12 protein-coding genes and 3 tRNA genes are annotated in these 11,291 nt (G+C 48.6%); 8 read left to right on the top strand and 7 right to left on the bottom strand.

The window, feature by feature from the left end; genetic code table 11:
* Nucleotides 1-9: 9 nt before the first annotated feature.
* Together urtB and urtA are read right to left on the bottom strand one after the other, a co-directional pair.
* Nucleotides 10-915, bottom strand: coding sequence for an urea ABC transporter permease subunit UrtB (gene urtB, locus ACFTRD_RS02985; RefSeq protein ID WP_379377674.1), 906 nt, complete (start codon nucleotides 913-915; stop codon nucleotides 10-12).
* 148 nt (nucleotides 916-1,063) lie between these two features.
* Nucleotides 1,064-2,314: an urea ABC transporter substrate-binding protein gene (gene urtA, locus ACFTRD_RS02980; RefSeq protein WP_379377673.1), complete on the bottom strand. Its 1,251-nt coding sequence runs from the start codon at nucleotides 2,312-2,314 to the stop codon at nucleotides 1,064-1,066.
* 260 nt (nucleotides 2,315-2,574) lie between these two features.
* Between urtA and ACFTRD_RS02975 the strand changes: the two genes are divergently transcribed.
* From ACFTRD_RS02975 to ACFTRD_RS02950, 6 genes are all read left to right on the top strand, one after another.
* Entirely contained in the window at nucleotides 2,575-2,877 is a 303-nt protein-coding gene (locus ACFTRD_RS02975; RefSeq protein WP_379377672.1) for an urease subunit gamma, read from the top strand.
* A gap of 18 nt (nucleotides 2,878-2,895) precedes the next feature.
* On the top strand, nucleotides 2,896-3,285 hold the full coding sequence (locus ACFTRD_RS02970) for an urease subunit beta (protein ID WP_379377671.1): 390 nt from the start codon (nucleotides 2,896-2,898) through the stop codon (nucleotides 3,283-3,285).
* Nucleotides 3,282-5,000 (top strand): urease subunit alpha, encoded by a 1,719-nt coding sequence (gene ureC, locus ACFTRD_RS02965; RefSeq protein WP_379377670.1) that lies wholly within the window; start codon nucleotides 3,282-3,284, stop codon nucleotides 4,998-5,000. Before ACFTRD_RS02970 ends, ureC begins: the two co-directional genes overlap by 4 nt.
* An 18-nt stretch (nucleotides 5,001-5,018) precedes the next feature.
* Nucleotides 5,019-5,714 carry an urease accessory protein UreF gene (locus ACFTRD_RS02960; protein WP_379377669.1) on the top strand — a complete coding sequence of 232 codons (696 nt, stop codon included), beginning with the start codon at nucleotides 5,019-5,021 and terminating at the stop codon, nucleotides 5,712-5,714.
* 33 nt (nucleotides 5,715-5,747) lie between these two features.
* A complete protein-coding gene (gene ureG / locus ACFTRD_RS02955; RefSeq protein ID WP_379377668.1) occupies nucleotides 5,748-6,470 on the top strand; it encodes an urease accessory protein UreG in 723 nt (240 codons plus the stop codon).
* A gap of 115 nt (nucleotides 6,471-6,585) precedes the next feature.
* A complete protein-coding gene (locus ACFTRD_RS02950; RefSeq protein WP_379377667.1) occupies nucleotides 6,586-7,347 on the top strand; it encodes an urease accessory protein UreD in 762 nt (253 codons plus the stop codon).
* A gap of 158 nt (nucleotides 7,348-7,505) precedes the next feature.
* On the opposite strand, the gene ACFTRD_RS02945 is transcribed toward ACFTRD_RS02950, so the two are convergent.
* The 4 genes from ACFTRD_RS02945 to ACFTRD_RS02930 form a co-directional block, all read right to left on the bottom strand.
* Nucleotides 7,506-7,922 (bottom strand): helix-turn-helix domain-containing protein, encoded by a 417-nt coding sequence (locus ACFTRD_RS02945; protein WP_192264824.1) that lies wholly within the window; start codon nucleotides 7,920-7,922, stop codon nucleotides 7,506-7,508.
* A 172-nt stretch (nucleotides 7,923-8,094) separates the two neighbouring features.
* Nucleotides 8,095-8,177, bottom strand: a tRNA-Leu gene (locus tag ACFTRD_RS02940).
* Nucleotides 8,178-8,194: 17 nt separating this feature from the next.
* Nucleotides 8,195-8,270 (bottom strand) — tRNA-Lys (locus ACFTRD_RS02935).
* 106 nt (nucleotides 8,271-8,376) lie between these two features.
* Nucleotides 8,377-8,448 (bottom strand) — tRNA-Glu (locus tag ACFTRD_RS02930).
* A 316-nt stretch (nucleotides 8,449-8,764) separates the two neighbouring features.
* Between ACFTRD_RS02930 and ACFTRD_RS02925 the strand changes: the two genes are divergently transcribed.
* Together ACFTRD_RS02925 and ACFTRD_RS02920 are read left to right on the top strand one after the other, a co-directional pair.
* Nucleotides 8,765-9,541 (top strand): DeoR/GlpR family DNA-binding transcription regulator, encoded by a 777-nt coding sequence (locus tag ACFTRD_RS02925; RefSeq protein ID WP_379377666.1) that lies wholly within the window; start codon nucleotides 8,765-8,767, stop codon nucleotides 9,539-9,541.
* Between the two features lie 3 nt (nucleotides 9,542-9,544).
* Nucleotides 9,545-10,441 (top strand): Cof-type HAD-IIB family hydrolase, encoded by an 897-nt coding sequence (locus tag ACFTRD_RS02920; RefSeq protein ID WP_379377665.1) that lies wholly within the window; start codon nucleotides 9,545-9,547, stop codon nucleotides 10,439-10,441.
* A 45-nt stretch (nucleotides 10,442-10,486) separates the two neighbouring features.
* Here the strand turns inward: ACFTRD_RS02920 and ACFTRD_RS02915 are convergent, their stop codons facing one another.
* On the bottom strand, nucleotides 10,487-11,158 hold the full coding sequence (locus ACFTRD_RS02915) for an MgtC/SapB family protein (RefSeq protein ID WP_379377664.1): 672 nt from the start codon (nucleotides 11,156-11,158) through the stop codon (nucleotides 10,487-10,489).
* Between the last annotated feature and the right edge of the window lie 133 nt (nucleotides 11,159-11,291).

Raw genomic sequence — 11,291 nt, 5'->3', positions numbered from 1 at the left:
TTCTTCGCATTAATCCAGACTCCGGGTCCGTATGGCCACAAGTCCGCGAGGCTTCCATTGCAGAAAAGCCACGATACAGACAAATACCAGCACCTTGCCGATGGAGGCGGAAGTGTATGTTTCGAATAACGTATTAAACATGCCGATTCCGAGCGCACCGCACACGGTTCCCACCAGTTTTCCAACACCACCCAGCACAACCACCATAAATGCATCCACGATATAATACGTACCCAGTGAAGGGCCAATCGGGCCAATGAGCGTCAATGCACACCCGGCGATTCCTGCAATGCCCGAACCAATCGCAAAGGTCATGCCATCCACTCGTCTAGTGGAAATTCCGAGACAGCCCGCCATGCTCCGATTCTGCATCACCGCCCTCATCCGCCTGCCGGAAGAAGTCCGATAGATGTACAAATACATGCACAACAACACAACTGCAACCAACGCAATAATGAAAAGACGTTTATACGGAAAAACAATCCCATCCGCGATGGTTAGACCTCCGTTAAGCCATGTCGGACTGGACACCCCTACATTTGGCGCCCCAAAAATGGTTCGTGCCAATTGTTGCAGCATCATACCCACGCCCCACGTAGCTAACAGACTGTCGAGTGGCCTCCCATACAGATGCCTGATCAGCACCACTTCCAGCAACCAGCCTATAAGAGCCGCCACACCAAAGGCGATAGGAAGAGCCACAATAAAGTAGACGTCGAACCACGCTTGCGGAGCATATGAATTGAACAGGTTTTGTGTCACATACGTAGCGTAAGCGCCAATCATGATCAATTCACCATGTGCCATGTTAATGACATTCATCAATCCAAATGTAACCGCGAGTCCCAATGCAATCAGCAGCAGGATGGAACTGATGCTTAACCCATTGAACATTTGCAGGACAAACATATCCATCGCCTTTCCCTCCTTATGCTGTGAACATCTGACATTTCACACAAGATACCATTTATATATCACATCAACGCTTTACCGCGATATTGTTGGAGGGTGTGTTGTTTCACCCTCATCCGTTATTCAGGAGTTTTGACGTGAACTTTCTGCGCTATTTGTTACTGAGGGAAGCCCCCCATTCATAGGTTTTCAGATACGGATCAGGTTTGACTGGCGCACCGGAGTTCCACAATTCCTTAAACTGTCCATCTTCCTGCACTTCGCCAATCCGCACCGTTTTGTAGATATGCTGGTTCTCTCCGTCCACCGTCACTTTGCCTTCCGGCGCATCGAATTCAAGACCTTTGGCAGCCTCCTTCACCTTTTCCACATCGGTTGATCCGGCCTTTTCCACAGCCGCTTTCCACAGATAAACGGCCACATATCCCGCTTCGATCGGATCAGCTGTCACCCGGTCAGCACCATATTTTTCTTTATATTTCTCTACAAATGTTTTATTTTCAGGTGTATCTGTCGTCTGATAATAGTTCCACGAAGCCAGATGTCCTTTCAGTACATCTGCACCAATCCCCCGAATTTCTTCCTCCGCCACACTCACCGACAGAGTCGTCATCTGGTCCGATGAGATCCCGGCATCCTTTAATTGTTTGAAAAAGGCGACATTACTGTCTCCGTTCAGCGTGTTATATACAATATCCGGCTTGGCAGCCTTGATTTTGCTGATAATCGTACTGTAATCCGTATGCCCCAGTGGTGTATATTCTTCACCTACCACCTCGCCGCCCTCAGCTGCAAGCTGGGCTTTGATGACCTGATTGGCCGTTTTTGGGAAAACATAATCCGAACCCAGCAGGTAAAACTTCTTGCCCCTGTTCTCCAGCAACCAGGTTACGGATGGAACGATCTGCTGATTCGTTGTGGCTCCTGTATAAAAAATGTTAGGTGATGATTCCAATCCTTCATATTGCACCGGGTAAAACAACAGACCCTTGTTCTGTTCAAATACCGGAAGCATGGCCTTTCGACTTGCAGAGGTCCATCCTCCGAATACAGCAGCTACCTTATCCTGTTGAAGCAGTTTCCCTGCTTTCTCTGCAAACGTAGGCCAATCGGAAGCACCATCCTCAACCACAGGCTCGATCTGTTTACCCAAAACTCCGCCTGCTGCATTGATCTCTTCAATGGCAAGCATCTCCGCATCCTTAACGGACACTTCACTGATTGCCATCGTTCCACTTAGGGAGTGAAGAATACCTACTTTAATCGTGTCTCCGGGTGAAGCTGACTCTCCTGTTTCAACGGAACCCGATGCCTTAGGCGGCGTGCCACCTTCTACACATCCTGTCAACGCAATAACCGTACCGAGCAAAATACCCCATAATTTGACCGACCTCTTCTTCAATAGCTTACACTCCCTTTTTTTAGTCTATTGACGAACATTAAGGTCATATATTACTGAAATGTTCGTTGATCCAAATTATGGAGGGTCACAATCACCATGTCAATAATGCTTACACAATTTTATTTCATGCATACTCGTTTCATGCATACTGCTAATATGATTGGAACCATATTGACAAAGGGCCCACCCTGTGTGAGTATAATTAACATACAACATTATCCATAAAGATAGAGACTACCTAAGGGAAAGGTCGGATTGCCTTGCACTGGACTGAGCAGGAAAAAGAAAAACTCCTGATTACTGTCGCCGCTAATCTTGCCCGCGAACGCAGAGGACGCGGCCTGAAGCTGAATGTTCCCGAAGCCATCGCATTGCTAACCTCCGAACTCATGGAGCGCGCACGCGATGGCATGAGTGTTGCAGAATTGATGAGATATGGCGGCACGATCCTGAAGCGAGAAGAATGCATGGACGGTGTACCAGACATGATCCCTGAGGTACAGGTGGAAGCCACTTTTCCAGACGGAACAAAACTGGTCACTGTACATGAACCTATACGCTGAGAAAGGCAGGAGAACACCATGATCCCTGGTGAATATCGTTTGAAACAGGATGATGAGATCATCTGTCATCCAGATCGCCCAATTATGCGACTGATCGTACTGAACCGTGGCGACCGTCCCGTACAGGTCGGTTCTCATGTTCACTTCTATGAAGTCAATGCCGCACTGGACTTCGATCGTTCTTCCGCTTTCGGGCACCGCCTGCATATTCCGGCAGGTACCGCTGTCCGTTTTGAACCCGGTGAAGAAAAACCGGTCGAACTCACTACATTTGGCGGAAAACGTCAGATTTATGGATTTAACGGATTAACCGAAGGGGCGGCGGATCAGCCACCCGATCCACAGAAACTGGAAACATTCCTGAAGTCATTTGCGCCCCCTGTGCAGGATGGAGAGGACTCTTTATGAAAGGAATGAGCCGCGAACAATATGCGTCCATGTTTGGACCCACAACAGGGGATGCCGTCAGGCTTGCAGATACGGAATTATGGGCAGAGATTGAACATGATTATGCTATTTATGGGGATGAAAGCAAATTCGGTGGCGGCAAGGTCATCCGGGACGGAATGGGCCAGTCCACATCCGCCCTGCGCAGTGAAGGCACGCCTGATACAGTCATCACCAACGCTATCATCATCGATCATTGGGGGATTGTAAAAGCAGACATCGGTATTCGCGATGGCCTCATCTGCGCCATCGGCAAATCCGGCAACCCGGATACGATGGATGGAGTCGATCCCGCGCTGGTTATTGGCGCATCGACCGAAATCATTGCCGGGGAAGGCATGATTGTGACCGCAGGAGGCATTGATACCCATATTCATTTTATTTGTCCACAACAGATTCAAACGGCATTATCTTCAGGCGTAACGACCATGATCGGAGGCGGTACAGGACCCGCAACCGGAACCAAAGCCACCACCTGTACCCCCGGAGCCTGGCATATCCACCGAATGCTCGAGTCCGCAGAGGCATTTCCCATGAATATCGGTTTTCTGGGTAAAGGCAACAGTTCCAGTACCGCACCATTAATTGAACAGATTGAAGCCGGTGTCATTGGACTTAAGCTGCATGAAGATTGGGGTACAACACCAAGCGCCATCGATGCCTGTCTAACCGCAGCCGGAGAACATGATGTCCAGGTAGCCATTCATACCGATACGCTGAACGAGACCGGATTTCTGGAGAATACACTGGCGGCCATTAACGGACGCACAATCCACACCTATCATACGGAAGGTGCTGGCGGCGGACATGCGCCGGATATTATCCGCGCTGCCGGAGAGTCTTACGTCATCCCCTCTTCAACCAACCCAACACGTCCTTACACACGCAATACGGTAGAAGAACATCTCGATATGCTGATGGTTTGTCACCATCTGGACCCATCCATCCCTGAAGACGTCGCCTTTGCCGATTCGCGGATTCGGCCCGAAACGATCGCGGCCGAAGACATTTTGCATGATCTTGGCGTATTTAGCATCATCAGTTCCGATTCGCAGGCAATGGGGCGGGTTGGCGAGGTCATTATTCGTACCTGGCAGACTGCTGACAAAATGAAAAAACAGCGCGGCAAGCTCGAATTGACCACTGGCTCTCCGTCTGATAATGATCGGATCAAAAGATATGTCGCCAAATATACAATTAATCCGGCTATCGCTCATGGAATTGGCCATCTTGTCGGTTCTGTGGAGGTCGGTAAATTGGCTGATCTGATCGTTTGGAATCCGGCCTATTTTGGAGTAAAACCCGAGATGGTCATCAAGGGCGGCATGATTGCCTTTGCCCAGATGGGAGATCCCAACGCTTCAATCCCTACGCCGCAGCCCGTTTTCGGAAGACCAATGTTTGGCGCATACGGCGGAGCAGTCGCTAAAGGGTCCATCACCTTTGTCTCCCAAGCCGCAGCGGATGCAGGGATCAAAGAGACGCTAGGCTTGAACAAGCGCGTGGAACCTGTTAAAGGCTGCCGTTCGGTGAGCAAAAAAGACATGATTCACAACGATGTAACTCCCGTCATTGAAGTCGATCCCGAAACCTATGAGGTACGGGCAGATGGCGAGCTTCTCACCTGCGAGCCCGCAGATGAACTGCCAATGGCACAACGCTATTTCATGTTTTGACAAAGGGAGGGACGCTTGATGATGCACAGCGGCACGAAATTGCTCCGTTATGTTCAACTGCTGGATTCGGCCCTGCCCATCGGCGGGTTCTCCCACTCGTTCGGTCTGGAGGCATACACCCATGATGGAACGATAAAAACCACCGCCCAGCTTGAACAATTTATTCGCAGCCAGCTTCATTCCAGCCTCGTGCGGCTCGATGGTCTCGCCATCAAAGGTGTTTACCAGGCTATTGAGCAACAGGATGCCGCCCTGCTCGCCCTTTACGACAAACGTGTACACACTCAGCGAACCCCGAGGGAACTGCGGGAAAGTGGGCACAAGATGGGGAAGCGATTACTCAAACTCGCGAGATCACTTTACCCGTGGATGGACTTTTCTCTAATCGATGAAGCCGTACAGGAACACGGTGCCTTTTGCGGCATCACAACCATTCACGGCTACATCAATTATCAGCTGGAAATTGGACTAGACGAAGCCGTCACCGGACATCTGTACACCTCTGTTAACGCTTATGTAAACAGCGCTCTGCGTCTTCTACCCATCGGGCAAACTGAAGCACAAATGCTGATCCAGAAACTTTTGAATGATATTGACTCTGAATGGTCTCGAATCCGGAATAACGAACCGGAAGATATGCACAGCTTCGGTATTGCCCAGGAAATCTATGCCATGCGGCACGAGAGCCTGCCAGCCCGTCTGTTCATGTCCTAACGACATTAATTCAAAACCAAGGAGGAATTTGTTATGTGTGGAGGAGCTAATCATACGCATCATGCAGAATGGGAACGCAAGGTATTTGATCGGAGTCGCCCGATGCGAATCGGGATCGGCGGGCCGGTAGGTTCAGGGAAAACAGCCCTGGTAGAGAAGCTGTCCAAGGCACTGCGTACACGCTACAGCCTGGCTGTTATTACCAATGATATTTATACGAAGGAAGATGCCGAAATCTTGCTGCGTCAGAATGCCCTCGCACCGGAACGTATTATCGGTGTAGAGACAGGCGGCTGCCCGCATACCGCTATTCGAGAGGATGCTTCCATGAATTTCGAAGCCGTTGATGAGTTGATTGAACGCTTCCCGGATCTGCAGCTGATCTTTATCGAAAGCGGCGGTGACAACCTGTCTGCAGCTTTCAGTCCGGAACTGGCGGATGTATTCATATACATTATTGACGTGGCTCAAGGGGAAAAACTGCCTCGTAAAGGCGGCCCAGGCATCACTCGTTCAGATCTATTGCTTATTAATAAGACTGACCTCGCTCCTTATGTTGGCGCAAGTCTGCAAGTCATGAAGAATGATACTGAGCGGGTACGTGAAGGACGCCCTTATGTGATGTCGAACCTGATGAGCGGTGAAGGGGTATCTGAAATCGTCCATTGGCTTGAACATCAATATATGGATGACGATGCTTCCGCTGCGCATCTGCATACACACACCCATGAACACGGAACGACTCACAGCCACTAATTCATCTTCCTCTTTACATGGAGTTGAACATGGACTGAACCGCAGTGCCGGAGAGGCCGTGATACGCCGCAGCGAGCTCAGGGCCTCATTTGCCCTCCAAGGCGGGCGCACCGTCATGACAGATCGTTATTACAGCGCCCCTCTCCGGTTCAGTCGATCCTTTCGGCCTCCGGGTGGCGGAGATGAATTATGTGTATATACTTCAGACGTTTCCCCAGGTGTACTGAACGGTGATCATTATCGATCCGATTGGCAGTTGGGCCAGAACACCCACCTCATGCTAAGCAGCACATCAGCGACGAGGCTTCATCCCACACCTACTGTTCCGTCGTCTGTGAACCATCACTTTCGACTGGAACAAGGAGCGGTACTGGAGTACTTTCCCGAATGCGTCATTCCATTCAAAGGCAGCTCCTCTGCACTCACCACGACCTTTGAGCTAGGAGAACAAGCAGTACTTGCATACGCGGATATCTGGTCCGCTGGACGGATTCATCGGGGTGAGGCCTTTCAGTTCAAGCGCTATCGCAGTCTGACAGAAATCTGGCATGAGAAGCAGTTGGCCGTATGGGATCGATTCGGACTCGAACCAGAATCCGACGATCCGAAAGCATCCGCAGCGTTAATGGGATATACTCATACTGCTGCTTTGTGGATGATCGCCCCTGGATTGGGCGCAGCACAATTGGAATCTGTACGGTCCACCTTGCCACCAGATGGCCGCATGCTTGCCGGAGCCAGTTTACTCGCTACAGGCGGGATTGGTGTTCGTTTGCTCGGCATGGCAGCCTGGGAACTTCAGGAGCAATGCCTTCGGATCTGGAATTCCCTTCGTCCCACCCTTTTGGGCAAACCAAGCCTCATATTCCGCAAGTGAAGCTATACGTATATCGGACTAACTTTCGGAATTGCATATTGCAACGAGTTTAAAAGACAAAGAACCTCTGCACAATTTCCGACGGGTTTCGGATTTGTTCAGAGGTTTTTTATATATCCAGATGGTCCAGTCAAGATGTAACTTTCACTAAATTTGCACTACAACGTCTCGTCCCCTTTGGGATTATCTTCTCCCTTGTAACGAAAGTCGCTTGAATCTCTGCTTTCCTTGGATTTGCGATAACGGGTAAATTCAATATATTCACTGATAAAAGACTGTTCCACAGTCGATAATTCGCTTTCTTGGCAATTCAATTGCCGCAAAACGTCAAAAAAATAATCCTCCCGTTTTTCCCGCACCATCGCCTCCTTGGATGGACGCCCAATCATGAGCCAGTCGAGGCTCACATCAAAAAACGAAGCAATCTCAATTAGTTTATTCGTACTCGGAATAGATTTACCGCGTTTCCAGTCACCCAGATTGCCTGTGCTGATCTTCAGCTGTTGGCAGAAAGCCTTCTTGGTCATTCCTCGTTCGGCAATCAGGTGTTCAATTCGCTCATAGATCGACTGCATACAGAACCGCCTTCCAACCGTAATAATCATTGCATGTACCTAAATTATACCACAACCTCCCTGAATCCTCAGCCTTTTAATCCCAGAAATACGTTCTGCTATTTCACATAGCACAAAAATAGACTCCCACGGATAACCATGAGAGTCTATCTTATAACGTTTGTTGCTGTGATGCGGTCGAGAGGACTCGAACCTCCACGGGTATACACCCACTACCCCCTCAAGATAGCGTGTCTGCCATTCCACCACGACCGCATATTCAATTGTAAAAATGGTGAGCCATGAAGGGCTCGAACCTTCGACACCCTGATTAAAAGTCAGGTGCTCTACCAACTGAGCTAATGGCTCTTGCTGTAACTTCACCGATGTGCCATACTTAACTCTTTTGATTAGGAGCTATGACTTTTTGAGGATTTCCTCATGTGGATTGTGCATCCCTGAGGTGGTGAAGATATGACCCGTAGGGGATTCGAACCCCTGTTACCTCCGTGAAAGGGAGGTGTCTTAACCCCTTGACCAACGGGCCTTATTAACAAGTTGTCTTTCTTGGCGACAAGAATGAGTATATCATAGGCGAATTGAAACATGCAACACTTTTTTTAATATTTATTTCCCAACTACTTCTTGCCCTCTTTTTTTAAGCTCTCTCCCCCATAATGTTAATGATTTCTCTTTCACATATTTATCATCATAATCATCGTAAATTGTAAAATCAAGATCAAAAAACTTAACTTCACTTATGTTTACTTATAATATTGCAAACTTCATTATTACTACTTATAATTGAATTATCAATAAGTAAATAATAATCACGGTTAGATACGTACAAGGAGGCATCACGTTTGTTTCAGGAAGAACGAATGCAGCTGATCATCGAACATCTGCGCAAGCACAGTCGCATTTCAGCTGATGATATTGTTTCCCTGTTTGACGTTTCCCGGGATACGGCCCGCAGGGATTTGATCAAACTTGAAGAACAAGATGCGATAATCCGAACCCGTGGCGGTGCAATTCTCCCCGTTCCACCCGTTGAGCACAGATCGTACAAAGATCGCCTGCTCCACATTTCAGATGAAAAGAGAGCTATTGGCAAGTTAGCCGCTGCGATCGTCCGCCAAGGTGAACACATCATTCTGGATTCTTCCACTACAGTGCAGACTTGTGCCGAAAATTTGAACGGCAAGTCCTGTACGGTCATCACCAATTCTATTTATTCCGCCGAACTTCTCTCCAATCACACGGCTGTCGAGATTCGTTTGCTGGGCGGTAAAGTTGATAAAGAACAGCGTTATGTCTATGGTACTTCAGTGATTGAAACTCTTTCCCATTATTATGTAGACAAAGCCTTTATCGGCATTGGCGGAATTACGATGGACGGCTTTAGTGCTTCTGAAGAAGAAGGAAAAATAAAACACAAAATGATGCAGGCCGCCAAACAGGTTATTGTACTTGCTGACCATTCCAAGTTTGATAAGCGTTATGGCTATCGTTTTGCAGACTGGTCGCTCGTGGATGTGTTAATCACAGATCAATGGCCTTCCCAAGATTGGCGAACCTTTCTAGCCGAACAGCAGGTTGAGATTCTCATTCCTGAACCTACAATTGAAAAGGAGTTGTAACATATGAAATTATTTGCTACCGATTTGGACGGAACGTTACTGAACAGGGACAGCCGGATCAGCCCGGAAAATGCAGCCGCAATCCATAAGGCACAACAAGAAGGATTGAAGGTTACGATCGCTACAGGACGGGTCTATTCCGACGTATTAACGATAAGCAGCGAAGGCGGGATTCACACGCCAGTTATCGGCTCAAACGGAGCTACCATCCATGATGCCAACGGTGAACGCCTGTTCCATCTTCCGCTTGAGCGAGAAACGGCCGCATCGGTGATGCAGTGGCTGGAAGATCATCATTGCTACTACGAGGCCTCAACACAACAAGGTATATACGCCCCCATTAGCAGCCATGAGGCGATGCTCGCTGAGATGGACCGAATTCTGGGTTCAAGTCCAGGGGAGGACATTGAACGCCTCATTCGCGCCGTTAAGAAGCACTATGACAAGAAAGATTACCACCGCGTAAACTCTCATCAGGAGATTCCTTCTGAAGCTTACATTTACAATATTATGGCCTTTTCATTGGATCCGGAGCAATTGCAGCAAGGACGCCAATACTTTGCCTCCCGCTCCGATGTAGCCATGGTGGTATCCTCTGAACACAACTTCGAAATGCAGCATCCTGATGTATCCAAAGGTAACGCCTTAACCAAACTGGCTGCGCATTTGAACATCTCCATGGAAGATACAGCTGCCATCGGTGATAATTTCAATGATGTATCCATGCTGAAAATGGCAGGGCTCGGTATTGCCATGGGCAATGCTGAACCGGAAATTAAGGCGCTTGCCAAGGCTGTGTCATTGACTAATGTGGAACATGGTGTCGCATATGCCATTCAGTGTGTTCTTGAAGGAAAGCCTGTTTCCCGCCCTGAGGCCGTCATTGAAGGCAATCAGTAACCCTTCTTGTCGAAGTTCATCATTGTGGCTTAGCAAAAGGTTATATCACCTCATCTCAACGGAACGAACATGAGGAATATCCTGCAATAAAATAATCAATTGCTCACCCCGGTATGAACCCGGCAGCTGCAACGTGAATTCAAGCACAGTCTCCTCTTTGGAGTCTGTGCTTATTTGCTGTTCCGTTTTGAATCCGATCACCGAGATTTTTTCCCGTCCCAGCAAAGCCAAAACGGTTTTCAGTGTATCTCCCTCCTGCAGCAAACGAATCGTCAACGTCTCTGTTCTCGCGGATACCAACCAGCGTGTCGGCCGATGCAGCAGCATCTGGGCCAATACAATAAGCAGGGTCACCCCGGCCCCTGTCCAATACAATCCGGAACCAACGGCCAGTCCCATCCCGGCAGTCGCCCAGATTCCGGCAGCTGTCGTCAATCCCCGGACCGTATGGCGCTGTGTAAAGATCATCCCGGCTCCAATGAAGCCGACCCCACTGACCACCTGTGCCGCAATCCTGGAGGGATCAAGCGACAGATTAACCCAGCCTGCCTGATCCTGAAAGCCATACTTGGATACAATCATCATCAATGCAGCACCCACAGCGACAACAAAATGAGTACGTATTCCCGCTTCCTTCATCCGGTTCTTGCGCTCATATCCAATCAATACGCCGCATATGCCAGCTATGAGTACACGCATCAAGTATTCCATTTCCATGCACATCACCTCTCTTATGTATATGCTTACATGTATCTTTCTTTACTATTTACCCATTCTTTAACTAAAACAATAATCATTCGCGGCATTCTTTCATCCATTTCAAAAGGTACCTGAAAAAAGTGAAGACCAA

The organism is Paenibacillus sp. NPDC056933, from assembly GCF_042674385.1.
In the GTDB taxonomy this organism is placed as follows: Bacteria; Bacillota; Bacilli; order Paenibacillales; family Paenibacillaceae; genus Paenibacillus.
This window is presented reverse-complemented; position numbering and strand designations above follow the sequence as displayed.

Bases quoted from the DNA above. Each gene is read 5' to 3' on its own strand.
- ACFTRD_RS02945 (WP_192264824.1), bottom strand. From the start codon at position 7,922: ATGCAGTCGATCTATGAGCGAATTGAACACCTGATTGCCGAACGAGGA.
- ureG (WP_379377668.1), top strand. From the start codon at position 5,748: ATGTGTGGAGGAGCTAATCATACGCATCATGCAGAATGGGAACGCAAG.
- ACFTRD_RS02915 (WP_379377664.1), bottom strand. From the start codon at position 11,158: ATGGAAATGGAATACTTGATGCGTGTACTCATAGCTGGCATATGCGGC.
- ACFTRD_RS02950 (WP_379377667.1), top strand. From the start codon at position 6,586: ATGACAGATCGTTATTACAGCGCCCCTCTCCGGTTCAGTCGATCCTTT.
- ureC (WP_379377670.1), top strand. From the start codon at position 3,282: ATGAAAGGAATGAGCCGCGAACAATATGCGTCCATGTTTGGACCCACA.
- urtB (WP_379377674.1), bottom strand. From the start codon at position 915: ATGGATATGTTTGTCCTGCAAATGTTCAATGGGTTAAGCATCAGTTCC.
- ACFTRD_RS02920 (WP_379377665.1), top strand. From the start codon at position 9,545: ATGAAATTATTTGCTACCGATTTGGACGGAACGTTACTGAACAGGGAC.
- ACFTRD_RS02970 (WP_379377671.1), top strand. From the start codon at position 2,896: ATGATCCCTGGTGAATATCGTTTGAAACAGGATGATGAGATCATCTGT.
- ACFTRD_RS02960 (WP_379377669.1), top strand. From the start codon at position 5,019: ATGATGCACAGCGGCACGAAATTGCTCCGTTATGTTCAACTGCTGGAT.